This is a genomic window from Gilliamella sp. B2772, from assembly GCF_026536985.1.
GTDB classification, from domain to species: domain Bacteria; phylum Pseudomonadota; class Gammaproteobacteria; order Enterobacterales; family Orbaceae; genus Gilliamella; species Gilliamella apicola_E.
Map to the genome: position 1 here is coordinate 957,038 of NZ_JAFNNB010000001.1, position 25,571 is coordinate 982,608.

General features: G+C 34.2%; 25 protein-coding genes. 3 read left to right on the forward strand and 22 right to left on the reverse strand.

Features of this window, described 5'->3' with window-relative positions:
• Positions 1 to 61 precede the first annotated feature (61 nt).
• From J3T98_RS04490 to rpsU, 15 genes are all read right to left on the reverse strand, one after another.
• Positions 62 to 1,027, reverse strand: coding sequence for a sugar kinase (locus J3T98_RS04490; RefSeq protein WP_065562337.1), 966 nt, complete (start codon positions 1,025 to 1,027; stop codon positions 62 to 64).
• Positions 1,028 to 1,032: 5 nt separating this feature from the next.
• Positions 1,033 to 1,866: a DeoR/GlpR family DNA-binding transcription regulator gene (locus J3T98_RS04495; RefSeq protein WP_267362230.1), complete on the reverse strand. Its 834-nt coding sequence runs from the start codon at positions 1,864 to 1,866 to the stop codon at positions 1,033 to 1,035.
• Positions 1,867 to 2,092: 226 nt separating this feature from the next.
• On the reverse strand, positions 2,093 to 3,202 hold the full coding sequence (gene ribD, locus J3T98_RS04500; protein WP_267362231.1) for a bifunctional diaminohydroxyphosphoribosylaminopyrimidine deaminase/5-amino-6-(5-phosphoribosylamino)uracil reductase RibD: 1,110 nt from the start codon (positions 3,200 to 3,202) through the stop codon (positions 2,093 to 2,095).
• A gap of 14 nt (positions 3,203 to 3,216) precedes the next feature.
• The gene (gene nrdR / locus J3T98_RS04505) at positions 3,217 to 3,669 is read right to left on the reverse strand and encodes a transcriptional regulator NrdR (protein WP_034882816.1); all 453 of its coding nucleotides are present in this window, start codon (positions 3,667 to 3,669) and stop codon (positions 3,217 to 3,219) included.
• A 154-nt stretch (positions 3,670 to 3,823) separates the two neighbouring features.
• Entirely contained in the window at positions 3,824 to 5,113 is a 1,290-nt protein-coding gene (gene thrC / locus J3T98_RS04510; RefSeq protein WP_065562340.1) for a threonine synthase, read from the reverse strand.
• 70 nt (positions 5,114 to 5,183) lie between these two features.
• A complete protein-coding gene (thrB, locus tag J3T98_RS04515) occupies positions 5,184 to 6,122 on the reverse strand; it encodes a homoserine kinase (RefSeq protein ID WP_065562341.1) in 939 nt (312 codons plus the stop codon).
• Positions 6,123 to 8,579: a bifunctional aspartate kinase/homoserine dehydrogenase I gene (gene thrA, locus J3T98_RS04520; protein ID WP_065562342.1), complete on the reverse strand. Its 2,457-nt coding sequence runs from the start codon at positions 8,577 to 8,579 to the stop codon at positions 6,123 to 6,125.
• 318 nt (positions 8,580 to 8,897) lie between these two features.
• A complete protein-coding gene (locus J3T98_RS04525) occupies positions 8,898 to 9,227 on the reverse strand; it encodes a hypothetical protein (protein WP_065562343.1) in 330 nt (109 codons plus the stop codon).
• Between the two features lie 139 nt (positions 9,228 to 9,366).
• Complete coding sequence (locus tag J3T98_RS04530; protein ID WP_065562344.1) at positions 9,367 to 10,119, reverse strand: SDR family oxidoreductase; 753 nt, start codon at positions 10,117 to 10,119, stop codon at positions 9,367 to 9,369.
• Between the two features lie 160 nt (positions 10,120 to 10,279).
• Positions 10,280 to 10,732 carry a universal stress protein UspA gene (uspA, locus tag J3T98_RS04535; RefSeq protein ID WP_065562345.1) on the reverse strand — a complete coding sequence of 151 codons (453 nt, stop codon included), beginning with the start codon at positions 10,730 to 10,732 and terminating at the stop codon, positions 10,280 to 10,282.
• A gap of 64 nt (positions 10,733 to 10,796) precedes the next feature.
• On the reverse strand, positions 10,797 to 12,311 hold the full coding sequence (gene pitA / locus J3T98_RS04540; protein WP_065562346.1) for an inorganic phosphate transporter PitA: 1,515 nt from the start codon (positions 12,309 to 12,311) through the stop codon (positions 10,797 to 10,799).
• 68 nt (positions 12,312 to 12,379) lie between these two features.
• The gene (locus J3T98_RS04545; RefSeq protein ID WP_065562471.1) at positions 12,380 to 13,351 is read right to left on the reverse strand and encodes a bile acid:sodium symporter family protein; all 972 of its coding nucleotides are present in this window, start codon (positions 13,349 to 13,351) and stop codon (positions 12,380 to 12,382) included.
• A gap of 62 nt (positions 13,352 to 13,413) precedes the next feature.
• Complete coding sequence (gene rpoD, locus J3T98_RS04550) at positions 13,414 to 15,252, reverse strand: RNA polymerase sigma factor RpoD (protein ID WP_267362232.1); 1,839 nt, start codon at positions 15,250 to 15,252, stop codon at positions 13,414 to 13,416.
• A gap of 81 nt (positions 15,253 to 15,333) precedes the next feature.
• A complete protein-coding gene (gene dnaG, locus J3T98_RS04555; RefSeq protein ID WP_065734800.1) occupies positions 15,334 to 17,112 on the reverse strand; it encodes a DNA primase in 1,779 nt (592 codons plus the stop codon).
• A 114-nt stretch (positions 17,113 to 17,226) separates the two neighbouring features.
• On the reverse strand, positions 17,227 to 17,442 hold the full coding sequence (gene rpsU / locus J3T98_RS04560; protein WP_034882800.1) for a 30S ribosomal protein S21: 216 nt from the start codon (positions 17,440 to 17,442) through the stop codon (positions 17,227 to 17,229).
• Between the two features lie 181 nt (positions 17,443 to 17,623).
• On the opposite strand from rpsU, the gene hemB reads away from it, so the two are divergent.
• Positions 17,624 to 18,640, forward strand: a complete 1,017-nt coding sequence (gene hemB, locus J3T98_RS04565; protein WP_267362233.1) for a porphobilinogen synthase — start codon at positions 17,624 to 17,626, stop codon at positions 18,638 to 18,640.
• 306 nt (positions 18,641 to 18,946) lie between these two features.
• The gene (locus tag J3T98_RS04570) at positions 18,947 to 19,819 is read left to right on the forward strand and encodes a hypothetical protein (protein WP_267362234.1); all 873 of its coding nucleotides are present in this window, start codon (positions 18,947 to 18,949) and stop codon (positions 19,817 to 19,819) included.
• A gap of 28 nt (positions 19,820 to 19,847) precedes the next feature.
• Here J3T98_RS04570 and nudC read toward each other — a convergent pair whose 3' ends face one another.
• From nudC to epmB, 6 genes are all read right to left on the reverse strand, one after another.
• On the reverse strand, positions 19,848 to 20,648 hold the full coding sequence (gene nudC, locus J3T98_RS04575) for an NAD(+) diphosphatase (RefSeq protein ID WP_065562351.1): 801 nt from the start codon (positions 20,646 to 20,648) through the stop codon (positions 19,848 to 19,850).
• 61 nt (positions 20,649 to 20,709) lie between these two features.
• Entirely contained in the window at positions 20,710 to 22,338 is a 1,629-nt protein-coding gene (gene yidC, locus J3T98_RS04580) for a membrane protein insertase YidC (RefSeq protein WP_267362235.1), read from the reverse strand.
• Positions 22,338 to 22,658: a membrane protein insertion efficiency factor YidD gene (yidD, locus tag J3T98_RS04585; RefSeq protein ID WP_081299466.1), complete on the reverse strand. Its 321-nt coding sequence runs from the start codon at positions 22,656 to 22,658 to the stop codon at positions 22,338 to 22,340. Before yidD ends, yidC begins: the two co-directional genes overlap by 1 nt.
• Complete coding sequence (gene rnpA / locus J3T98_RS04590) at positions 22,631 to 22,981, reverse strand: ribonuclease P protein component (protein ID WP_065562353.1); 351 nt, start codon at positions 22,979 to 22,981, stop codon at positions 22,631 to 22,633. Before rnpA ends, yidD begins: the two co-directional genes overlap by 28 nt.
• A gap of 11 nt (positions 22,982 to 22,992) precedes the next feature.
• The gene (gene rpmH / locus J3T98_RS04595) at positions 22,993 to 23,133 is read right to left on the reverse strand and encodes a 50S ribosomal protein L34 (RefSeq protein WP_025314679.1); all 141 of its coding nucleotides are present in this window, start codon (positions 23,131 to 23,133) and stop codon (positions 22,993 to 22,995) included.
• A 148-nt stretch (positions 23,134 to 23,281) separates the two neighbouring features.
• Entirely contained in the window at positions 23,282 to 24,307 is a 1,026-nt protein-coding gene (gene epmB, locus J3T98_RS04600; protein WP_267362236.1) for an EF-P beta-lysylation protein EpmB, read from the reverse strand.
• 32 nt (positions 24,308 to 24,339) lie between these two features.
• Here epmB and efp point away from each other — a divergent pair, with 32 nt between their 5' ends.
• Entirely contained in the window at positions 24,340 to 24,906 is a 567-nt protein-coding gene (gene efp / locus J3T98_RS04605) for an elongation factor P (RefSeq protein WP_034882790.1), read from the forward strand.
• 161 nt (positions 24,907 to 25,067) lie between these two features.
• Here efp and trmL read toward each other — a convergent pair whose 3' ends face one another.
• Positions 25,068 to 25,553, reverse strand: a complete 486-nt coding sequence (trmL, locus tag J3T98_RS04610; protein ID WP_267362237.1) for a tRNA (uridine(34)/cytosine(34)/5-carboxymethylaminomethyluridine(34)-2'-O)-methyltransferase TrmL — start codon at positions 25,551 to 25,553, stop codon at positions 25,068 to 25,070.
• Between the last annotated feature and the right edge of the window lie 18 nt (positions 25,554 to 25,571).

Below are 25,571 nucleotides of genomic sequence, written 5' to 3' on the forward strand. Positions count from 1 at the left end.
CTATTCCTTATGTTTTCCCAATAACATTGTTATTGGGATTTTTTTAGGGTTTGAAGTAAGATTAATTATTTATATTTTCCGATAAGAATTTTTCAATCGCGATAAGGGATGATGTTCCTTCCATTGGTCCTTTATAAGATGAAGACAACGCATAACAAGCATTTGCATACATTAAAGTCTGTTCAACACTAAATCCTGACAGTAGTAAACTCACAAAAGTTGCATCAAAGCAGTAATCAGCACCCGAATGGTCAATCGCATCAATACTAAAACCCTTAGAATAAATTGTATTAATATTATTTTTATCATCGCAACAATAATAATTTGCACCATCACTGCCTTTTTTCACCACGAGATGTTTGATACCTTTCTCCAATAAAGCTTTAATCGTTTCTTCATCACTTTCATAATTTTCAGAAAAATACCTAACTTGTGTTTCATTAATCAAAATGATATCGGTAAATTCTAATATATAACTAAAAGACTGTTCTATCTCACGAATCTCCGACATTTCTTTATGCAAATTAGGATCAAAAGAAACAGTTCCACCATGGCTTTTAATAAAATTTATTACTTTGCACATCGCATCAATGGCTCGAAATGAATAAAGTGATGATCCCATAATATGTAAATGATTGCAGTCTTTTAATAAAGCTTCATTCACATGATCAAATGAAATTAAGCCACAGGCACTATTTAAAACGTTATAAATTAAACTTCGCTCTTTTGGACCAATTTGCGTTGAAAATGCGCTAGCTGTTTTTACTTTATTGTGAGAAGTGATCCCATTAACATTAACCCCATCTTGTTTAAGTCGGTTAATGCACATTTTTCCAAAAGGATCTTTTCCTACACAACTTAAAAAGATAACTGGAAAACCTAATTTGGCAACTTGATTTGCAAAGATAGCCGGGGCTCCACTAGGGTATGGTCCAATATATTCATTTGTATAATCAAACCGTTGATTGAATTCCTTAGCAACAAATTCAACAAACAATTCGCCCATTGTACAAATTTTAACATCCATGTTAATTAGGCCTCCAATGCATTATGGTAAGTCACAGAATATTTAGTTGTTGTATGTTGTTTAAAATTAGAATTAAGCAATAGTTGATGATATTCATTAACAGCGGAGCGGGATAAAATAATAACATCCATGTTTTTTAATTTACCAATAGTATGATTATCATTACTGCTGATTCTTGGTGGTAAAATACCTATAGAATGATCTGAACTTTTTAATATCTGTTGATAAAGTTCTTGATGTTCAATATCTTGAATAGCTAAATAATTGTTAGTATTAATAGCTGCGAATTCGAATATAAAATGTGATATTGGGAATTGCGTTAATATAGATGATGAAAAGTTAGGATGCTGTAGTACATTACCATTTATTAAAAAACCACCAACAAGAATCACTTCTGCATCTGAGAATTCTCTAATGAGTTTCGCGTTATTAATATCATTTAAAATAACTGTTAATGATTTTTTATTATGCAGAAAAGGGATCAATTTTCGAATTAAATGACCATGACTTAAAAAAATTGTATCACCATCTTCAATATAATTTAGACAGCTTTTTACTAAATTAACATCACTATTATCAGTATTAAGATATGATGCCAAACGACTTGTATACACACTATTTGAATTGCTAATAAAATCTTCAGGCGAAATATAGATTGCTCGCCCAAAAAAACGTTTTAAATACCCTTGATGTTCTAAATATGTTAAATCCTGACGAATAGTTACATGAGAAACTTGTAGCATGTCAGATAACTCATCAACTTTTATTTCTCCATTTTTGCGCACAATCGCAGCAATTTCCAATCGCCGCTTTAATTGTGCCGAAGATACTTTAGCCATTTCACATCCTATGTTAAAAGATAAATACCTAACTCAAAAACAGATAAAATTTATCATACAAGTTGTAAACGATAAACCCTAGAAAGGAACTGAACCGATTAAGTAGTGTAAAAATATACTCAGTTTGTACTTTATTTTTAAATTACAGAGATATAGTTAATCGTTAAAATAGAATATTAACAACTCAAAAATTATTAAATAGCACAATATATTTAAATAAAAGTTATCAAAAAACCCCGTTCCTCAACATTATTTTCAGATCATCACCCACCATTTCAACAGATTCAAATCGGAACTGAGGTGCTAACGAAAGTTTTTGTAAGTGAGATAATACAAACATATCTTGTGCATTATGACCAAGTAATTTAGGTGCATAATAGATGATTAACTCATCCACGAGATTTTGCTCAATTAGCGCACCGGCTAAATGAGATCCAGCTTCAACCCATACAGAATTTATTTGCTGCTTGGCTAATATGGATAATAATTCTAATAAGTCGACTTGATGACTGTTTGATGATTCAATGATAAGTTTTGTATTTGGTGATGATATTAGAACATTTTGCTTTCTAACCAACCAAGTTTCACCAGGCTGATTAAAGATATTTTCATCACCCGTCATTTGATTTTTGCTATCGATTATCACTCGTATAGGTTGACGAATTTCGGTAGAAGGGTAAATTTCTTTAATTGAATTAGGTAATTCATTATATCTAACCGTTAAACTCGCATTATCTTCCTGAACTGTTTTTCTGGTACTTAAGATACAACTTGCCTGAGCTCTATATTGCTGAACATCTTGTCTTGCCGCAACGGAGGTTATCCATTTACTTTCGCCTGATGCCATAGCTATTTTACCATCTAAAGAAACTGCCATTTTTAGTTGTACAAATGGCAAACCTGTTCGCATCCGTTTTAAAAAGCCTTTATTAATGGCTTCGGCTTGATCAGCTAACACGCCAACACAAACTTCAATGCCTGCATCAGTTAATCTCTTTATACCTTGTCCTGCGACATTGGGATTAGGATCCTGCATAGCAATAACAACTCGTTTAATTCCCGATTTAACCAGTGCATCTGCGCAAGGAGGCGTTCTTCCATAATGGCTGCAAGGCTCTAGCGTTACATAAGCCGTAGCATCTTTAGCTTCATCACCAGCCATTTTTAGCGCATAGACTTCTGCATGAGGTAAACCAGCTTTCATATGAAAACCTTTACCAATGATGTGATCATTTTTAACAATGATACAACCGACATTAGGATTAGGGGTAGTAGTGAAGCGACCAAGTTTAGCAAGCTCAATAGCTTGCTGCATATAAAATTGATCTTTATTCATAGTCATAATGAGGATTACTTTTGTTGTAACTTAGCAATTTCATTACTGAATTGTTCAATATCATCAAAGCTAAAATAGACAGATGCGAAACGAATATAGGCAACTTTATCAAGATTTTTAAGCTCTTCAATAACAAAATTACCAATTAATTTGGCCGGTACTTCCCTTTCTCCTGTTGCTCTCAGTTTCGATTTAATTCGAGTAATTGCATCTTCAATTGCATCAAAACTAACAGGGCGTTTTTCTAGTGCTCGTTTTATACCATTGCGGAGTTTATCTTCATTGAAAGGTTCGCGAACTTTATTGCTTTTAATAACATTAGGCATAATTAATTCAGCCACTTCAAATGTCGTAAAACGTTCATTACATTCGACACATTGTCGACGACGACGAACCTGAAACCCTTCACCAACTAAACGAGAATCAATAACTTTTGTATCATCTGCATTACAAAACGGACAGTGCATAAATATATCCTGATAACGTTTTAACTTACATTACAATAGCCGAAATTAGCCATTTAAACAAGTTATCAACAAAGTAATATAAACTAGCTCTATTAATTAACTTATAATTCAAAAAAGCTAAAAACCGTCACCAATCTGGTGACGGGAATTGAATTTACCATGTCAATGAGATTAAGAAATCACGTAATTTATTAAAATCATCAGGCATATGGTGAGAAAGTAAAGGCATATCAGCTCGTTCAGCCAGAGGTTGTGGTAGCGAGATTGATCGGCCAAGGATATCCTCAACTACTTCTTTAAACTTAGCTGGATGAGCTGTACCCAAAAATAAACCATACTCCCCTTCTTGCAACTGGTCTCGTAATGCACGATAAGCAATAGCACCATGAGGCTCGGATAAATATCCTTTTTTATCTAATTCCTTAACCGTTTCTACGGAAACGGAATCAGAAACAGCAGCATGCCCTAATGATTTAAGTACCCAACCTTCTCGTTTATAAATTTCTTCGATTCTTGGCCAGTTGTTTGGCTGACTAACATCCATAGCATTTGATAATGTTGCCACAGTTTTATGGGGTTCCCATATTCCTGTTTCTAAATAACGTGGAACCGTATCATTAGCATTAGTAGCAGCAATAAAGCGTTTAATTGGTAACCCCATCGTTTTAGCTAGTAAACCAGCAGTTAAATCACCAAAATTACCACTTGGTACTGAAATAACTAATTGTTCGCGTTGTTTTGGCGTAAGCTGTGCATAAGCCTCAAAATAATAGCAAATTTGAGCTAAAAGCCGACTGATATTAATCGAGTTAGCTGAGTTTAAACCTATTGTAGTTTTTAGCTCTTCATCATCAAACGCTTTTTTAACTAAAGCTTGGCAGGCATCAAAATCACTTTGAATAGCAATTGTGTGAATGTTATCGCCTAAAGTACAAAATAGTTTTTCTTGTAACGGACTAATTTTACCTTCCGGATATAAAATCACTACACGAATATTGGGTAAGTGATAAAACGCATGGGCGACAGCAGCACCAGTATCACCAGAGGTTGCTGTTAAGATAGTAATCTTTTTATCTGCTGCCACTTGGACTAAAGCCTGAGCCATAAAGCGTCCACCAAAGTCTTTGAATGCTAATGTTGGGCCATGATAAAGTTCTAATGTTCCAATATCATCTTCTACTGATTTAACTGGAGCTGGAAATTGGAATGCGTTTTGCACTAATCGATGCATATCATTATCGCTAATTTCATTGCCAATAAACGCCGATAAAATTTTGGCACTACGTGTTATAAAGTCCATTTTTAAAAGTGCTTCTATTTCTGCAGATGAAAATTTTGGCAATTGTTCTGGAAAAAATAAACCTTGTTCTTTCCCTAAACCTTGTTGTACCGCCTGCGCGAAACTAACTTGCTCTGAATGATCTTTTAAGTTATACAGTTTCATAATGTGTTCCAATTCTTTTATGCTTTAATTGTTTTCTTATTGATTTAATATTATTGTTTTGTTTAATAACTTAAATCTCTCTTGCACCTTGTGGATCTATTTTACAAATATGAGTAAAACCTTCTTCATTTTGTAGATAAGAACTTTTTAACAACGACTCAATCTGCTGCGCAGTTTCAAGGTTGTCGGCCACCACAAACATCGTCGGCCCTGAGCCTGATATACCCGAGGCTAGTGCACCAAGTTGTTTGACCTTTTTTTGTGTTTCATCGAAATTAGGTAGCAATTGTTTACGATAAGGTTCTGCAATATTATCAATCAACATTGCTGCTGCAAGTTTTGGTTGTTTAGTATAACAAGCATGTAAAAAACCACCTACGTAACGACCGTGCGCGACACAATCGGCTTTTTGATATTGAGCTGGTAATATTGCTCGAGCTTCAGCTGTAGAAACTTTAATACCAGGATAAGCCATCACCCAATACCAATTTTCAAAATGAGGTATTGACTCACTTATAATGCCCATTTCGTCGAGAATAAGTTGCATTCCACCTAAATAGCAAGGAGCAACATTATCATAATGCACACTACCAGAAATGCAGCCTTCAAGTTCGCCCATCATGGAGAGCAATTCAAATTTATTAAATGGTTCATTAAAAAACTTATTTAACGCAACAAAAGCACCAACAACAGAGCAAGCGCTTGAACCTAATCCAGAACCAATAGGCATGTTTTTTTCAAGCGTCATTTTTATCGGTAATGTTTTCCCTATGGCTTTACAAAAACGCTGCCAACATTGATAAACAATATTTAATTTGGGATCCTTTGGTAAATTTTTAACAAATTGACCTTGGCTGGTAAAGCTAAACTCAGTTGCAGACTCGATAGTAATACAGTCGCCCAACATCGCACCACTAATTGGATTGATTGCTGCACCTAAAATATCAAAGCCAACACTAATATTTGCCATTGATGCAGGTGCATACACAGTTAATGATTTTTGACTCATTTAGCCTCCAATTTTTCCAGATGTGGTTCGTAAAATATCGGCAAACACACCCGCAGCTGTAACGTCATTACCAGCACCATAACCACGTAATACTAATGGAATTGGTTGATAGTACCTAGTATAAAATGCTAAAGCATTTTCACCATTTTTAACTTTATAAAGTGGATCATCATTATCAACAGATTCTATCTTAACGCTACATTGGTTTCCATCAATACTACCAACATAACGTAACACTTTTCCTTCTTTAGCTGCCTTTTCTGATTTTTCTTTAAACTGAGCGTCTAATTGTGGTAGTTTTGCCATGAATTCATCGATACTACCTTTAGAATATTCAGCTGGTAATACTGACTCAACTTTAATTTGATCAAGTTCTAGTTGTAATCCAGCCTCCCGAGCTAAAATCAATAGCTTTCTTGCGACATCTGTTCCTGATAAGTCATCTCTAGGATCAGGCTCAGTAAAACCTTTTTCTTTCGCTAATTTAGTTGCTTCTGACAATGACATACCTTCGTCTAACTTACCAAAAATGAAAGACAATGATCCAGATAAAATCCCTGAAAACTTGATTAATTCATCACCCGCGTTCAGTAGATTTTGTAAATTTTCTATCACAGGTAAACCTGCACCAACGTTAGTATCATATTGAAATTTTCGCTTACTATTAGCTGCTTCTTGCCGTAAACGATGGTAATAAGCCATCGAACTTGTATTGGCTTTCTTATTTGGCGTTACAACATGAAATCCATTAGCTAAAAAATCGACGTATTTATCTGATACATCGCTACTTGAAGTACAATCGACTAAAATTGGATTGAGGAGCCGGTTATTTTTGGCAAAATCAATAATGCTATTTAGAGTATAATTGGTCTCGCTTTGTTTTATTTGATCGCGCCAATTTGTTAAATCAATACCATCCCGATTAAGTACAGCGTGTTTGGAATTAAATAAACCACAAACACGTAAATCGATTTGTTTGTTTTTAAGCCATTTTTGTTGCCGACCAATTTGATCAACCAATGCACCACCTACACCACCAACACCAATAACAAACACATCTAACATTTTGTCAGTACCAAATAGCATTTGATGCGTCACACGTACACCCATTACGGCAACATCATTATCAACAACGACCGAGATTGAGCGTTCCGATGAGCCTTGAGCAATTGCTACGATATTAATATTGGCTCGGGCTAATGCAGTAAAGAAATTAGCCGATAAACCACGTAAAGTACGCATACCATCACCAACAACTGAGATAATTGCTAATTTTTCGATAACTTCAATTGGTTCAAGTAAGCCATCCTTTAACTCTAAGTAAAATTCTTCACTTAATGCCTCTTCAGCTCGGTAGAGTTCGGTTTGAGGCACACAAAAACTAATACTATATTCAGATGATGATTGCGTAATAAGTACCACAGAAATACCAGCATAAGACATAGCGGAAAAAACACGCGCTGACATACCTACCATGCCTTTTAATCCTGGACCTGATACATTAATCATAGCCATGTTATTTAAATTAGTGATACCTTTTACTGGTGTTGAGCTATCAACAACATTAGCGCCGATTAACGTGCCTGCTGCATCTGGATTATTAGTATTTTTAATTAAACATGGAATTTGAAATTGAGCGATAGGTAAAATTGTTCTTGGATGAAGTACTTTTGCACCAAAATACGATAGTTCCATAGCTTCTTGATAAGACATCGTTTTTAGTAATTTAGCATCAGGCACAATTCGAGGATCACAAGTATAAACTCCGTCAACATCAGTCCAAATTTCGCAGCTGTTGGCACGTAAACACGCTGCTAATACTGAAGCTGAATAATCAGAGCCATTACGGCCAAGAACAACTAATTCTCCTTTTTCATTACCAGCGGTAAACCCTGGCATCAAAATTATATTTTCTGGAGGTATATGCATTTCACTGATTCGATGCGATGACTCGACAATATCAACTGTAGACTCTAGATAGTCCCCCTCAGCAATCAGCATTGCCACAGGGTTAATAACTGTTACAGCATGACCTTTCGCTTTCAGCAATTCTTGCATAATTGCAATCGAAAGTTTTTCACCTCTGCAAATGATACTTGCATTAATACTATCCGGACATTGACCTAATAGCCGAATACCTTCTAATAGTTGTTTAACGTTATTTAACTCATCTAGAGCAAACTTTTTCATTTCTTCATAGGCAAAATTAGGTACCGCTTTCGAAATACCTTCTAGTAAGTCTGCAAAGATTTTTTCAGCATCGTAGATATTAGTTTGGATATCTTGTTTTGCAATGGTTTTTTCAACCATTGCCACTAGATGATTAGTAATTTTAGCTGGTGCAGATAAAACCGTTGCCGTTTGTTCTTGTTTAGCATTATTTTCAATAATCTCTGCTACACGCAAAAAACGTTCTGCGTTGGCAACAGATGTTCCTCCAAATTTTAAAACTTTCATATCACACCTTACTTATTTTTCTAACTTATGCCAATGATAATTCAAAATGCAATTTTTAAAAAATACTGATAAAACTAATATTTTGAATTCTTTTTACTTTAATTTCTATTTAAGAACTTTTTTATTTCACAAAGTAAAAAACCCGCCTTTGGAGGCGGGTTTTTCGATATTTTTAAGGAAAAATCAACCCGCCCTATATTTCATAATAGTGCCGGTGGTACCAATAATGCCTGAAATCATCATTACCATTTTCATTATTTTTCCTTAACTAAACCCTAAACAAAACAGCCCGACATTTTCATGTCAGGCTGTAAATAATTAAAATACCTTTTTGCTGTTTTCGTATTCATTCACTACCTTATTTAAGGCTTGATAGATACTTTCGGCATTTTGTTTTTGTAATGCCTCATCAAGTATGTTGAGATACGATAACATTAATTTTTGATTGTCTTCAGCAAATTGTGGTGAAACTTCCTGATCTTCATATAACATCACATAAGTGCGAGCAAATCCAAAAATTAAAAAGTAAACCGATGCGTTATTCGGATCTTCTTGGATTAATGACCTCATAGCCTTACGTAGTTTTACATACGAATCGGTACCAGGTAAGCTTGTCGCAAATGTTTTTGTTACTTCTGAAAATGTCATTGCTAAAACCTCAATCAAAATCACAAATAAGAAGAATAGCAATCCATTAACATAAGTGCAAGTCTATTTTGTTTTTCAATTCACTTTTTTATTATTTTTTTAAAACCTCGGTATCATATAATGGTAATTTAATTTCACCTTAAACTTCTTTGCAAACTGATAACCCTGCTGAAGCTTGTGCGACCGGCATAATCTCAATTGAATTCACATTAAAATGATTTGGTGTATTAACTAACCATGAGACGGTATTGGCAATATCTTCTGGTGTAATAAAATCCACATCTTTATATACCGCAGCAGCTTTTTCGTCATTACCATGGAATCGGACATTGGAAAACTCTGTTCCTCCACATAATCCGGGTTCGATATTTGTTACTCTGATTTTTTTACCCAATAAATCTGTTCTTAAATTAGCACTAAACTGCTTAACAAATGCTTTTGTTGCACCGTAAACATTTCCACCTTTATACGGATATGTACCGGCTACTGATCCAAGATTAATAATATAACCATAGTTACGCTCTACCATGCCAGGTAATATTTGATATGTTAAATGCACTAATCCAATAACATTGGTTTCAATCATTGTTTCCCAATCATTGTAATCAGCTTCATATGCGGGTGCTAAACCTAAAGCTAATCCTGCATTGTTAATTAATATATCGATAGGCTGAAACTCTTTAGGCAGCTGTAACAAAATTGTTTCAACAGAGTCTTTTTTTGTCACATCAAGAGTTAGCGGTAAAAAATTATTACCTAATTCTTGTGCAAGTTTTTGTAATTCATCAAGTCGTCTGGCTGCACCAATTACTTTATAACCATCAGTAATAAGTTTTCGGCAAATTGCTTTACCAAAGCCAGAAGAAGCACCAGTAACTAAAGCAATATTCATATCCAATCTCCTTCATAATAATTACAAGTGTATACCGATATTGAATGAAAAGAAAAATAGGTGCCAAAATATATACAACTTGTTTGAAAACATAACTATCTAAATTTTAGATAAAAATATATAAAAAAACCCGCTACAAGGCGGGTTCATATCGTATGTTTCATTTAGATGGTTCTTCGGATGGCTCATCATCTTTCAAAGGAACAATCAATGTATCGATATGGGTATTATTAATTAGCTGGCGAGCTGAAGACATTAATTTACTCCAAAAATCTTGGTGATGACCACAAACAACTAGATCTGCCCCATATTCGTGGATAGCTTCAATTAATACTTGTCCAAATTCACCATTACCAGAAAGAGTATGTGCAATTGGATAACCTGCATCATCAGCTAATTTATTTAATGCAATATGGGCATCTTCAGTGATACGATCTTTCATATCATTCATATTAATATCAACTAGGCCTGTATAAAGGTCAGAGTAATTGATGCCCACATGAATGAGTGATATTTGAGCATTATATGGTCTAGCCATTGAGACTGCTTTTTCAACAAGAACTTCACTTTCAGGTGATAAATCCACTGCGACTAAAATGTGTTTATAAGCCATAATATTCACTCCTTCCTATTTTGACGCTCTAATTAAATTAAGATTTTATACTTCCTTTTTACTACTAAATTAATTTTTGAGCAAGCCAAAAAAGTGACCCAGATAACAAAATTGAAATAGGTAAAGTAAGAACCCAGGTTAATGCAATATTTTTAATCGTTTTACTTTGCACTCCTCCACCATCGACAATCATCGTACCGGCAACAGATGAAGAAAGGACTTGTGTTGTCGATACAGGCATTCCTGTATAGCTTGCTATACCAATTGATAACGCTGTAGTAATTTGAGCTGAAACCCCTTGTGCATAAGTCATTCCCTTTTTACCAATCTTTTCACCAATAGTAATAGCTACTCGCCGCCAACCAATCATTGTGCCAACTGCAAGTGCTGAAGCTACTCCGATAATTATCCAAATTGGTGCATATTCAATTGTTTTTAATAAATCATTATTTAATGATTTTAGGTACTGTTTATCTTCTGCTGATACATTTGGTTGTTTAGCAACATGAGATACCGTATCAGATAAACATAATAAAATACGTCTAGTTTGAGAACGTTGATCTACATTAAGCGAACCATAATCGTTAATTTTATTGAACAAATTGTTAGCAATACTTAACGTAGTGAAGGATCGAGAATAATCACAATGATATTTATTTAAATCATTTTCAGGAGTTGCAGTATCAACTGCTGACTGTTTACCAATTACTGTATTGAGATCATCATTATGAGTGATAAAGTACTCTTCAATATTATGAATCGCATTTCTGGTATTGGTAATTTCATAAGTTGATGCCCCCATGTTAACAATAAAACCAGCGGGTGCAATGCCCATCAATACTAACATCAATAAACCAATACCTTTTTGCCCATCATTTGCGCCATGCGAGAAACTTACACCAGCGGCTGAAATAATAAGCATAATCCGAATCCAAAATGGCGGTTTCTTTTTACCATATAGCTTTTCACGCTGTTCTGGTGTCATAAAAATTCGTTCTCTTTTTTTACTACGTTTTTTACCTTGACCTTTACGGGTCCAATATTTTCGTAATAAAAAAATCATTAATCCAGCAATAACAAGACCAACAATTGGTGAAATGATTAATGATAGAAAGATTTGTATCATTTTTGGAATATTAAGTGCATCAATGATTGATGTATCCATAATAAATGCATTGGCCAATGCAACACCAATAATTGCACCAATTAAAGTATGAGAACTAGAAGCAGGAATACCTACATACCAAGTACCCAAATTCCAAATGATAGCAGCAAATAAAATTGAAAAGACCATTGCAAGTCCATGAGAAGAACTTACATTAAGTAATAAATCAGTAGGTAAAAGGTGAACGATTGCATAAGCAACACTAAGCCCGCCAAGTAATACCCCAAAAAAGTTAAACATACCAGCCATAAAAACAGCGAGCTGTTCTTTTAATGCTCTAGTATATATTACTGTCGCAACAGCATTTGCGGTATCATGAAATCCATTAATTGCCTCATAAAAAAGAACAAAAAATAGCGCTAAAACTAGTAATATAATCGTAGAAAATTCTAAATCAGCAAATAGATGAAACATAATATATCTTTCTGTTGTTAATAGCGCTTCTATTATCCTTGAGAATAACCCAATGAGCAAAACAATTTTTATATTTTTCTTTTCGCGTAATGAGAAGCTAAAACAGCGCAGATCATTAATTGTACTTGATGGAAAATCATTAGCGGTAAAATTATTATGCCTGTTATAGACATAGGAAAAATTACACTAGCCATTGGAATACCACTCGCTAAACTTTTTTTAGAGCCACAAAATACAATAGTAATTTCATCCTCTTTGTTAAAACCCAAGAATCTCGAGCTATAAGTCGTAATTAATAACACAATAGTTAATAAGATGATTGAATACACAATGATTTCTAAAAGAGATAAAAAGCTGACTTTCGACCAAATACCATTAACCACTGCATCACTAAAAGCCACATAAACAACTAATAATATCGATATACGATCGGTCTTAGAAATTACACCTTTATATTTATCTACCCATTTACCAATAAAACGTCTTGATAAATGACCGACAATAAATGGCACCATCAGTTTAAGCATAATAGATTCAATGGCATCTAATATATTCATTGAAGCAGCAGCTTGAGTATGAATTAATAATCCAACTAATACCGGTGTGATAAAGACACCTAATAGGGTCGATGCAGAAGCACTACAGATTGCAGCAGCAACATTGCCTTTTGCAATTGATGTAAAGGCAATGGCTGACTGAACGGTAGCTGGTAGGACACAAAGATATACAAAGCCTAAATAAAGATCTTCTGATAAAAAAGTTGGAACCAGTACCTGCATCATCACCCCTAAAATAGGGAATACTACAAAGGTAGTAGTAAATATCAACAGATGCAATCGCCAATTTTTTATACCAACAATTATCGCATCAAACGACAGTTTTGCACCATGCATAAAAAACAATAGACCAATAGCAAAAGTTGTAAGATTCTCAAATAACACTTTTGCTTGTCCTTTACATGGAAAAATACTTGCTGTAGTCACAACGCAAATCAAAGTCAGCAAGAATGGATCAATTTTAAATCGTTGAAGTATATTCATGATATTAGCTTGATAAGTTAAAAAAATCGCCACATAAGTGGCGATTTAGCTAAAGTTATAATTTATTCCAAGAAACTTCTAAGAACATCAGATCGGCTAGGATGACGTAATTTACGTAATGCTTTAGCCTCAATTTGACGGATACGTTCACGCGTTACATCAAATTGTTTACCTACTTCTTCAAGAGTATGGTCTGTATTCATATCAATACCAAATCGCATACGTAAGACTTTTGCTTCACGTGGTGTTAGACCAGATAAAATATCACGTGTTGCACTACGTAAACTTTCCGATGTAGCTGCATCTAGTGGTTGCTCAAGTGCAGTATCCTCAATAAAATCACCTAAGTGTGAATCTTCATCATCACCGACTGGTGTTTCCATTGAAATTGGTTCTTTTGCGATTTTTAGTACTTTACGAATTTTCTCTTCAGGCATTTGCATGCGGTCAGATAACTCTTCCGGTGTTGGTTCACGCCCAATTTCCTGAAGCATTTGACGAGAAATACGATTTAGTTTATTAATTGTCTCAATCATATGCACAGGGATACGAATTGTTCTTGCTTGGTCAGCAATTGAACGAGTGATCGCTTGTCTAATCCACCACGTTGCATAGGTTGAGAATTTATACCCTCGGCGATATTCAAACTTATCAACCGCTTTCATCAATCCAATATTACCTTCTTGAATAAGGTCTAGGAACTGTAAACCACGATTAGTATACTTTTTAGCAATAGAGATAACTAAACGTAAGTTTGCTTCAACCATCTCTTTCTTGGCTCGACGAGCTTTAGCTTCACCAATAGACATTCTTCTATTAATATCTTTGATTTGTTCGATAGAAAGATTAGTTTCTGTTTCAATTTGCTGTAAAGCTTTAATTTGCTCTTCAATTGATGATTCAAATTCTTTTAATTTAGCAGCAAATACACCTTTACCAGTACTCGCTTTTTTATACCAGTCCATGCTATTTTCATTGCCAGTAAAATGAGTCATAAACTGTTTTTTCGGCATTTTACATTGTTCAACACAAATTCGCATAATAATACGCTCATGAGATCTTACTCGATCCATCATGCTTCTCATATTATTAACAAGAATATCAAACTGCTTGCCAACTAATCGGAATTGTTTGAAAACTTCAGATAGATTTTCAATTTCTTGTTGTGCTTTTTTATGAGCACGTCCATATTTTTTAATTGCAGCAGAAGTTTTATCATGTTGCTCTTGTAATTCAGCAAATTTCGCTTTTGCTACTTCTGGATCGATAGAGACATCATCATCAGCTGAAGAATCGCTTTCTTCTTCACTTTCATCATCACTATCGTCAATATCAATCTCTTCTTCACCGTCTTCCAATTCTTCAGGAAGTTCTTCTTCTGACTCTTCAGCATTCGGATCGACAAAACCAGTAATAAGGTCGGACAAGCGAACTTCACCGCTTTCGATTAAATTATATTGTTCTAAGAGATAAGTAATGGCTTCTGGATATTCAGATACTGAGGTTTGAACTTGATTAATCCCATCTTCAATACGTTTTGCGATATCAATTTCGCCTTCACGGGTTAATAGTTCAACCGCACCCATTTCACGCATATACATACGTACTGGGTCAGTAGTTCGACCTATTTCTGATTCTACATTAGATAAAACTAATGCTGTTGCTGCTTCAACTGCCTCTTCATCTGGAACATTATCTGAAAGTAATAATTCATCTGAGTCTGGAGCTTCTTCAAGTACTTGAATCCCCATATCATTGATCATTTGGATAATATCTTCAATCTGATCTGAATCAATGATTTCTTCAGGCAAGTGATCATTGACGTCAGCATAGGTCAGGTATCCCAGCTCCTTACCCCGTATAATTAGGAGTTTTAACTGTGATTGAGAATTTTGCTCCATAAAGTATCACCATTTAGTTATTCGGTCATGTGTATTATATGTGCAGAATAAAAAGTATTTTTCTACACATACCCTATATATTTAGTCTTTTTTTGATAAAACAAGTATTAGTGTCGCTAATTCTTTTTTCTCTGCGGTACTTAATCCGGAGACTCTCTCTTTTGCGATCAGTTCATCTTGCCTTTGGGCGAGTATATTATCATATAACTCTTTTAAAGTATTAGAAAAAATTGATTCTATTTCATCATCTTGGTAATGGTACTCCCAGGTTGCTAAACGACTTAGCTGTTTATAATATGGTCGGTTAATACATTCAGTTAATATTTGTGCTGTAGTTATATTTGGATATTGTTGGCATAATTCAAGTAGTTCAATAAATATATCAATTCCCGCTAAGTTAACTTGCCTCATAACGTTAATATCAGATACCATCTTAGCTAGATTTGGATATTGAAGTAACAAACCAATTAAAATCCGCATAGTGGTCAATTTCATTTTTGGCACAGGTGCTGAATCAATAGTTCTATTTTCGCTTATATTATTATTCGCGATTAATTGTTCAATTTGGGATAGATCCAATAGCCCCAAATAACGCCCTAATTTTTGAAGTAAATTAAGTCTAAATACTTTTGCTTTTACCTGTTCAAGTAAAGGAATAGCAAGTGAACTCAATTTAGCTTTACCTTCAGCTGATTTTAAATCGACCTGTTTTAATAACTCATCGAACAAAAATTCAGATAAGTTAGGCGCCTTTTTTATGTAATCTTCAAAGCCATCTTTTCCGACCTTACGCACGTAACTATCTGGATCTTCATCTTGTGGTAAAAAAGCAAAAGTTATATCTTTACCATCAATCAAACAAGGTAGTAATACATTAAGCGCTCGCCATGCAGCATTTCGCCCGGCTTTATCACCATCGTAACAAAATATTACGGAATCTGTTGCTCTAAATAGAAGCTTAATATGCTCTTCTGATGTTGCTGTTCCTAAAGCAGCTACAGCGTAATCAATACCGTACTGTGCAAGAGAAACAACATCCATATAACCTTCAACAATTATTAATTGCTTTAAATTACGATTAGTTTCTTGAGCTTCATAAAGTCCATATAATTGAAAACCTTTATGAAAAATAGGAGTTTCAGGTGAATTTAGATATTTCGCCGACTCATTGAAGATCGTCCTTCCACCAAAAGCGATAACATTACCTTGTCTATCGCGAATCGGGAACATGATACGCCCACGAAAGCGATCATATCGATTACCTATATCGTTATTGACAGACATCCCTGCCTTGTCATATAGCACCACTTCATTTTCAGTCTTAACTATATTTTGAAAAGTTAGTTGTTTTGAATTAGGTGCATAACCGATTTTATACCTAGCTATAATCTCTGCGTTTAATCCACGTTGTTCAAGATACTTTTGAGCATCTACCGAAGTCGATAATGCTAATTGCTGCTGGTAGAAATCAGTTATTTTAGACATCAATGAATAAAGATCTCGACGAACATTACGAGATTCAATTTGCTTTGATGCATCAGCTTGATTATTTTCGTTATCCGTGTATGGAACACGGATTCCTTGCATACTAGCTATCTCTTCAATTGCCTCAGGAAAAGACAATCGCTCATATTGCATCAAAAAATTTACTGCAGATCCAGTAGCGCCACATCCAAAACAATAGTAAATCTGCTTTTTTTCGCTTAATGAGAAAGAAGCGGTTTTCTCATCATGAAAAGGACAACAACCAAAATAGTTATTTCCTTTTTTTTTCATTTTAACGCGCTTACCTATCACATCAAGGATATTTGTGCGGGCAAGCAAATCTAAAATAAAATCGCGAGGAATAAGACCTTTCATGATAAAATTCAACCATTTATGGCATTACACAAAGACAACAAGCCGTAGTAAAAGTACGGCTTGTTAAAATTTTTATATTAAAAAAATAAATAAATTAAATTTTCAGTATAAATATTAATATAGACGAGTGCGACGAGCGTTTTCTCTTTCTAATTTCTTAGCGTGGCGTTTAACAGCAGCTGCTTTTGCGCGTTTACGAATAGTTGTTGGTTTTTCGTAAAATTCACGGTTACGAACTTCAGCTAAAACTCCTGCTTTTTCGCAAGAACGTTTAAAACGACGTAATGCTACATCGAAAGGTTCATTTTCACGTACTTTAATTACTGGCATGTGCCTCTCACCTCAAATTTGGTTAATATCACAAGGGACTAAAAATTAGTGCGCAATTTTACCTCTAAATCATATAAGTTGTAAAGTAAAATATCGTATAATTACGACATAACAAATTATTTGCTAATCTTACTTTTGAGTCAGATAATAAGACCGTTTAATCAAAAATATAGGTATTTATATGTCATCAGTCTTTACCGGTCAATATCCCCAAAGACGATTACGTCGTAATCGTGCTCATGATTTTAGTCGTCGCCTAGTTGCAGAAAATCGTTTAACAGTTGATGATTTGATTTATCCAGTATTTATCGTTGAAGGGAAAAATATTATTCAATCTGTATCATCAATGCCCAATGTTAAAAGAATGAGCGTTGATGTATTAGTGAAAGAGGCAGAGCAAGTTGCCAAATTAGGCATTCCTATATTGTCTTTGTTTCCTGCTATTGAGCCTTCTCAAAAATCACTGTTAGCTGAAGAAGCTTATAACGAAAATGGATTAGTTCCTAAAGCAATTAGGGCACTAAAAAAAGAGTTACCAGAACTCGGAATTTTAAGTGATGTTGCACTCGATCCTTATACCACTCATGGCCAAGACGGTATTATTGATGATAATGGTTATGTTTTAAATGATACATCTGTTAGTACTTTGGTTAAACAAGCATTAGTTCAAGCTCAAGCAGGTTCTGATATTATTGCACCCAGTGACATGATGGATGGTCGAATTGGCGCAATTCGTAATGGGCTAGAATCACATGATTTTATTAATACGCAAATAATGGCTTATTCAGCAAAATATGCCTCTAGCTTTTATGGACCATTTCGTGATGCTGTAGGTTCAGCAAAAAACATTAAAGGTGGTAATAAAAAAACCTATCAACTTGATCCGGCCAACGCTAATGAAGCATTACAAGAAATTTACCAAGATTTAAGTGAAGGTGCTGACATGGTAATGGTTAAGCCTGGGTTGCCTTACCTAGATATTGTTCGTAAAGTAAAAGACACTTTTGCGGTACCAACCTTTGCCTATCAAGTATCTGGAGAATATGCAATGTTGATGGCCGCAATTGGAAACGCTTGGTTAGATGAAAAATCTGTCATCATGGAATCATTACTCTGTTTTAAACGCGCGGGTGCAGATGGGGTTTTAACTTATTTTGCCAAACAAATAGCTCAATGGCTCAATAACCCAGAGCATTGATGGTTTTATCTGATTCATATCAATCGGCAACTTATCGCAGATTGATATGATCAATATTTAAATTTTCTTACCTCATCATTTTTTTCGAAGTAATCTGTTAATTTAAAAATAAAAATTCTGACGAAAACTATATCTTTGACCTCCAATTTGCTAATATTTGTAAAGCTTATCTATAAGAAACGAATACAAATGAAATTCAAATTTATGCTCTAAACAGACTAAGATTGCAATAAAATACTGAAGTTGATTAAGCTTTTTTATTAGATATAAATAAAACTCTAACTCTAACATTAAGAGACTAATATTATGAAAAATTATATCTATCTATTCTTTTTGACTATTTTTTTATTAACGGGATGTGATAATCAAAAAAAGGCAGAAACAAATGCCGCCTCTAGTACAAGCAAAAATCAAGAGGCCCAAACTGAGAATAATGCTGTAAACAAAAATATAAATAATGAATTTAAATCCCAATCATCAATATTGGTAAGTAATAGTTATCTTTTTCATACCGAACCAGAACTCTTACCTCATAAAAAACTGATCAAACACCAAAAAATCCAAGGACTGACAGAAAAAACGATCAATTATAATGCTCAAGGTTATGTACAGAATTATGATCTTGAAGGTTTATATGGCGAAATAAACTATGATACAGCCAAATATATTTATGGCATGAAAGATGTTAGGAATAATTACGATGTTTCTTTTGACGATTCAAAAAATATTATTGGTATGAAAGATGATAATGGTGACATTGTTGCCATTAATGAATTTGATGAACAAGGTCATTTAGTTGAAACAACCTTATCCAACTTTGCCGATAATAATATTGTTTTTAATAGTAAAATTATTTATAACGGCGATCTGGTTGAACAAGTTTTATATAATGCTTATATAAAATCAGATGAACGAACTAAACTGCCCGTTTTAGTGAGAGAGAAAGATATAGTTTATAACACTAATAATCAGCTCGAAAAAACAATTACTAGAACATATAAATTATCAGCAAAAGGTAATGTAATCATCAATGATAAAAATGAACAAGAGTTAGAATCAACTGAGACTTGTACCTATTTCGCTTATAACGAAAATAACGACTGGACTAAAGCTGTTTGTGAAACAGTAGGAGAAGGTTCAAGTAAAATTGATTTAACCAGAACCATTGAATATTTATAAATTGTTAATTAAGTGAATATGATGAATTTTACTCACCAAACTCATCATATTCACGACAAAGTATAATTGTATCTTCAATCAAACGTCTTGCTATCGTGCCATATTCGGGTATTTTAGGTAATTGAGAATAATGATACCAATTTGCCTCGACTAACTCATTTTTATCGATAGTAATTTCACCACTCTCATAATCAGCTAAATAGGCCATCATCATGGAGTTAGGAAACGGCCAAGGTTGTGAACCAATATAACGAATATTTTTAATTTTTATTTTTGACTCTTCGTACACTTCTCGGGCAACCGTCATTTCCATTGTTTCACCAATCTCTGTAAAACCAGCTAAAACGGTATATAAATTTTCTTGATTATGCCTAACATGCTTTGCCAATAAAATTTTATTTTTATCTCGAATAGCAACGATAATTGAAGGGGAAATTTGTGGGTAATAACGTTGGTGACAATTACTGCATAAACAACACCACTCTGTTTTACTAATATGCATCTCATGACCACAATAACCACAATATTTATGAGAACGATAAAACTCAGACAATTGTACCGCCCTGCCAGCCATATTAAATAATGATTGATCAGCATTATTAAGTAAGGGGCGAATCGTTGACATAGAGTTTTTCATTTCTTGGCAAATCAACCAAGCGGTTTGCCCATTCCACTCACCAATTGGTTGAGCTAGTTTGTTGGTAAAACCTAATTCACTAGCAATACCATGAGGAACTTCGCCATTTGGCAACCATAATCGCCCATTTTGACTAACAAACCAATAACCTTTTTCGTTACCAATTAAATTAAATTGTTGTTGTATATTCATCACATCAATACCAAAAAATAACTATTAAAAAGGAGGATCTTAATCCTCCTTTTTGGCAATACTATTTCTTTTTCTTTTCGTGTAGACCTTTTTTCTCAAGCTCCCAGTAAATTATACGTTGCTGAGCAATCGTAAATAAATTACTTACAATATAGTATAAAACTAAACCTGATGGGAACCATAAGAAGAATACCGTAAAGATTAATGGCATATAAGTCATTAATTTTTGTTGTAAAGGATCGGTAACCGGTGTTGGTGACATCTTCTGAATTAAGAACATAGTTGCACCCATTAACAATGGGAAAACATAATATGGATCTTGTGCAGATAAGTCATGGATCCAAAGAGCGAATGGAGCATGACGTAGCTCAACCGTATTACCTAACATGTAAAATAATGACAAGAAGATAGGCATTTGAATCAATAATGGTAAACAACCACCAAGAGGATTAACTTTCTCTTGTTTATAAAGTGCCATTGTTTCCATACTCATTTTTTGTCTATCATCACCATAACGCTCTTTTAATGCTTGTAAACGAGGTTGCAATAACTTCATTTTAGCCATTGAACGATATTGTGCTCGTGTTAATGGGAATAAAATACCACGCACAATAAAAGTGATCACAATGATCGAAAAGCCCCAGTTTCCAATAAAACTATGGATAAATTTCAATAAGTAAAAGAGTGGTTGAGATAAGAACCATAACCAACCATAGTCAACGATTAAATCAAGATGATTAGCTGTTTCTTTTAATTCACTTTGAATTTCAGGACCTAACCATAATTTGGCATTAATTAATTTCGTTTCACCTGGTTGAATAACTATTGTTTCACCTTTAAAACCAATTGTTGCTTGTGAATTGTTAGCTGTTGCACGTGAATAGAATAAATTATTTTGTTCCTGCGTAGGAATCCAAGCTGAAGCAAAATAGTGTTGCAACATAGCAATCCAGCCAGTTTCAGTTTTGACTTCTAAAGCATCATCTTTGATATCACTGAAACTATATTTACTATAATTAGTGTTGGCACTGGAATAAGCTGTACCGCGAAATGCGCTTAGTCCTAATCCGCCACCGCCTTCAGTAACGGCATCTTTAGGGAGTTCAATAGTCTGCTTCAACTGACCATACATTGATACTTCTAACGGACTTTGGGTTTGATTGTTCACGTCATACTGTACATCAACAGCATAATTACCACGATGTAAGATGTAATATTTAGTATAAGTTACACCATTAACTTGATAGGTAAATGGAACCTTCAACTCATCTTGACCATCAGCTAAAACATATTCAGATTGATCAGTTTGATATAATGGTCTTTTTGAGCCTTGAGTTGCATTGTCTGGACCATCTTTACCTGTTAACCCACTTTCAGCAATGTAAATAAAATCAGGTTTAGAAGTAAGTAGTTGGAAAGGTGTACCTGAATGAAGAGACTGCTCATATTTCAACAATTGAGCAGATTGCACATCGCCACCATAGGTATTAACCGTTAATGACAATACATCAGATTTTATTATGATAGTTTTACCTTGCACTGAATCCGCTGTTGAACTATCTTCACCTATTTGTTGTGTTAATTGGTTAGCAACTGGGGGTTTTGGTGCATGATCATCTACCCACGCTTTCCAAATCAGGAAAGAAACGAAAAGTAAAGCAATGACTAATATATTACGTTGAGATCCCATTAGTGTTTTTCTCTATTGGTTTTAGTTTTCTTAGGAGGAACAAAATCTTCACCTCCTTCATGTAAAGGGTGACATTTTAATACACGTTTGACCGTTAGCCAACCACCTTTTATCAATCCGAATCGCCTTAATGCGATTATGGCATACTGTGAACAGCTGGGAGTAAAGCGACATTTAGGACCAAATAACGGACTAATGATACGTTGATATAAACTAATAACAAAAACAAAAACATTAATAATCAAAGCCTTAACCGCATAAACATGCTGTTTGACAATTAATATTAATTTACTTAGTTTTTTTTGATGATTTGCTGACATAGTTTATCTAATGTCTCAACTAATTGTTGATTATTCAATTGTATAACAGGCTGTTTAGCCATCAAAATAAAATCGATATTAGGAAACTGATGTTGGTTGTGACGAAAATATTCTTTGACTAACCGTTTAATACGATTACGCTCATGGGCTCTTTTAACCTGTTTTTTAGCTATAGCAAAGCCTAATCTGGGATGACTTAGATTATTTTTACGTGTAACTAGAGTCAGGAAAGGCGAACCTGCACGAATAGATTCTTGAAATACATGATTAAAATCAAAGGGAGTTAACAAGCGTAACTCCCGAGGAAAAGTGAGTTTAGTCACTCAACTTTAAATTAGCTAGCAACAGTTAAACGAACACGGCCTTTAGCGCGACGGCGAGCAAGAACTTGACGACCGTTTTTAGTAGCCATACGAGCACGGAAACCGTGAGTTCTATTGCGTTTTAATACTGATGGTTGAAATGTGCGTTTCATGACGATTTATATCCAAATCTAATTTATCAACAAGTTGTAGAGTATAAACTCCACAGCATTAATTAAAGAGGTCCGAATTATAGAGTCTATTTTATTTTTCGTCAACGGGATTTTGAAACATAAATTGTAAGGACCTTTTCAAATTTCATTAATCACTAATAGCTAAAACTCGCTTACTTGCTTCACCACCAACTTCACGCGCTAATTTTGGAACTAAATAACCCGATAGTTTTTTTGTCAATTGCCGCATGATTTTTTTGGCCTCATCATCATCGACTAAAAAATGAGCCGCACCTTGTACTTTATCTAATAAATGGATGTAATAAGGTAAAATACCAATTGAAAATAACTTATTACTTAACTTCGCTAGCACATCAGCATCATCATTAATATTTTTTAATAAAACACTCTGATTTAGTACTGTTACCTCACTTTTCTTTAAATCTTTGATGGCATGAGCTACATTATTATCAATTTCATTCGGATGATTAATATGGGTAACTAACACAACTTGTAAACGTGTTTTTGCAAATAATCGACACAACTCAGAAGTAATACGATTAGGTATCACCACCGCTAAACGACTATGAATACGTAAACGCTTAATATGACGAAATTTCTCTAATTCAGCTATTAAAAAAGCTATTTCATGATCTTTTGCCATTAAAGGATCGCCCCCCGAAAGAATAATTTCATCAAGTTCGGTATGCTGTGCAATATACTCTAATGCGATACTAATATTCTTTTTGTTACTTTGATTATCATGATAAGGAAAATGTCGCCTAAAACAATAACGGCAATTAATCGCACAAGCAGTTTTAGTCATTAATAATGCGCGATTATGATATTTATGTAGTAATCCTGGAATATTGTTATGTTGCTCATCAAGAGGATCTTTAGTAAAACCCTGTACGTTTATTAATTCCTGTTCATCACAAAGTACTTGAAGCAGTAAAGGATCTTGAGGATCACCTTTTTTCATTCGATTTATAAAAGCCATAGGCACACGAAGTGGAAATTGTTTTCTTGCCTGTAAAATGGGTAAAGAAATTTCCTCAGAATCTAAATCCAGACAATGATAAAGCTTTTTGATATCTGTCACTACATTAGCGAGATCAAAAATCCACTCATCTTTATTTGGTTGTTCAACATTTTGCTGTATAATATGGCTCATTTTTGTAATTCAGAATGATAGTTGGAGCTTTTATGGCATCTTATAGTACTAATGAGTTTAAAGCTGGTCTTAAAATAATGCAAGATGGCGAGCCGTGTGTAATTGTTGAAAATGAATTTTACAAGCCAGGTAAAGGACAAGCAATTAACCGTGTAAAAATTAAAAAATTACTTTCTGGTAAAACTGTTGATAAAACATTTAAATCAGGAGAATCTGTTGAAGCGGCTGATGTCGTTGATATGAACTTAACTTATCTTTATACCGATGGTGAGTTTTGGCATTTTATGAATAATGATACATTTGAACAACTTTCTGCTGATGCAAAAGCTGTAGGTGACAATGCTAAATGGTTAGTCGATCAAGCGGAATGTATTTTAACCTTGTGGAATGGTCAACCAATTGCTGTTACTCCACCAAACTTTGTTGAATTAGAAGTTATTGAAACTGATCCAGGATTAAAAGGTGATACAGCGGGAACTGGTGGTAAACCAGCCACATTATCAACTGGTGCAGTTGTACGTGTTCCTTTATTTGTGCAAATTGGTGAAGTACTTAAAGTTGATACACGTTCAGGTGAATACGTTTCTCGCGTTAAATAGTAATTCATCAAAATAATTATTTAAATAATGAGGTCGATATGACCTCTTTTTTTTAAGTAAAAAAATTTAAGTTAAATTTTTGAGTTGAGGAACGGGGTCTTTGAGTTAAAAATCTGCAAAAATTTTTCATTTATTTGGTAATTAAAAATCAAAATTTAAATTTATTTAGCCCCGATATAATTAAGCTGTCGCCATGACTCATAAACAACTACTGCAACTGAATTAGACAGATTCATACTTCGGCTATTAGCAACCAATGGAATCCGAATTTTTCTATCTTGCGGCAATGCATCAAGAATTTTTGCTGGTAAACCTCTCGTTTCTGGGCCAAACATCAAAAAGTCAGCTGATTTATAATTTACTTCACTGTGTGGTTTTTGACCTTTTGTCGTTAAGGCATAAACTTGAGAAGCTAAATCAAGTTGGTTCTCATCTAAAAAGCACTCAATATTTTTATAACGTTTTACATCAACAAATTCTTGATAATCTAATCCTGCTCGTCTCAATTTTTTATCATCCCAATAAAATCCCATTGGCTCAATAATATGTAAATTAAAACCAGTGTTAGCACACAAACGAATGATATTACCAGTATTAGCAGGAATTTCAGGTTCAAATAAAACAATATTTAAAGATGCATCTGACACAATTATTTCTCTTAGCTG

What these genes read in the sequence shown, in the direction of transcription:
- hemB (WP_267362233.1), top strand. Translation starts at nt 17,624, where the DNA reads ATGTCATCAGTCTTTACCGGTCAATATCCCCAAAGACGATTACGTCGT.
- uspA (WP_065562345.1), bottom strand. Translation starts at nt 10,732, where the DNA reads ATGGCTTATAAACACATTTTAGTCGCAGTGGATTTATCACCTGAAAGT.
- ribD (WP_267362231.1), bottom strand. Translation starts at nt 3,202, where the DNA reads ATGAATAAAGATCAATTTTATATGCAGCAAGCTATTGAGCTTGCTAAA.
- rpmH (WP_025314679.1), bottom strand. Translation starts at nt 23,133, where the DNA reads ATGAAACGCACATTTCAACCATCAGTATTAAAACGCAATAGAACTCAC.
- J3T98_RS04525 (WP_065562343.1), bottom strand. Translation starts at nt 9,227, where the DNA reads ATGACATTTTCAGAAGTAACAAAAACATTTGCGACAAGCTTACCTGGT.
- epmB (WP_267362236.1), bottom strand. Translation starts at nt 24,307, where the DNA reads ATGAGCCATATTATACAGCAAAATGTTGAACAACCAAATAAAGATGAG.
- J3T98_RS04495 (WP_267362230.1), bottom strand. Translation starts at nt 1,866, where the DNA reads ATGGCTAAAGTATCTTCGGCACAATTAAAGCGGCGATTGGAAATTGCT.
- J3T98_RS04545 (WP_065562471.1), bottom strand. Translation starts at nt 13,351, where the DNA reads ATGAATATACTTCAACGATTTAAAATTGATCCATTCTTGCTGACTTTG.
- rpoD (WP_267362232.1), bottom strand. Translation starts at nt 15,252, where the DNA reads ATGGAGCAAAATTCTCAATCACAGTTAAAACTCCTAATTATACGGGGT.
- rpsU (WP_034882800.1), bottom strand. Translation starts at nt 17,442, where the DNA reads ATGCCAGTAATTAAAGTACGTGAAAATGAACCTTTCGATGTAGCATTA.
- J3T98_RS04530 (WP_065562344.1), bottom strand. Translation starts at nt 10,119, where the DNA reads ATGAATATTGCTTTAGTTACTGGTGCTTCTTCTGGCTTTGGTAAAGCA.
- nrdR (WP_034882816.1), bottom strand. Translation starts at nt 3,669, where the DNA reads ATGCACTGTCCGTTTTGTAATGCAGATGATACAAAAGTTATTGATTCT.
- nudC (WP_065562351.1), bottom strand. Translation starts at nt 20,648, where the DNA reads ATGAATATACAACAACAATTTAATTTAATTGGTAACGAAAAAGGTTAT.
- pitA (WP_065562346.1), bottom strand. Translation starts at nt 12,311, where the DNA reads ATGTTTCATCTATTTGCTGATTTAGAATTTTCTACGATTATATTACTA.
- yidD (WP_081299466.1), bottom strand. Translation starts at nt 22,658, where the DNA reads ATGTCAGCAAATCATCAAAAAAAACTAAGTAAATTAATATTAATTGTC.
- dnaG (WP_065734800.1), bottom strand. Translation starts at nt 17,112, where the DNA reads ATGAAAGGTCTTATTCCTCGCGATTTTATTTTAGATTTGCTTGCCCGC.
- yidC (WP_267362235.1), bottom strand. Translation starts at nt 22,338, where the DNA reads ATGGGATCTCAACGTAATATATTAGTCATTGCTTTACTTTTCGTTTCT.
- thrB (WP_065562341.1), bottom strand. Translation starts at nt 6,122, where the DNA reads ATGAGTCAAAAATCATTAACTGTGTATGCACCTGCATCAATGGCAAAT.
- efp (WP_034882790.1), top strand. Translation starts at nt 24,340, where the DNA reads ATGGCATCTTATAGTACTAATGAGTTTAAAGCTGGTCTTAAAATAATG.
- J3T98_RS04490 (WP_065562337.1), bottom strand. Translation starts at nt 1,027, where the DNA reads ATGGATGTTAAAATTTGTACAATGGGCGAATTGTTTGTTGAATTTGTT.
- thrA (WP_065562342.1), bottom strand. Translation starts at nt 8,579, where the DNA reads ATGAAAGTTTTAAAATTTGGAGGAACATCTGTTGCCAACGCAGAACGT.
- thrC (WP_065562340.1), bottom strand. Translation starts at nt 5,113, where the DNA reads ATGAAACTGTATAACTTAAAAGATCATTCAGAGCAAGTTAGTTTCGCG.
- J3T98_RS04570 (WP_267362234.1), top strand. Translation starts at nt 18,947, where the DNA reads ATGAAAAATTATATCTATCTATTCTTTTTGACTATTTTTTTATTAACG.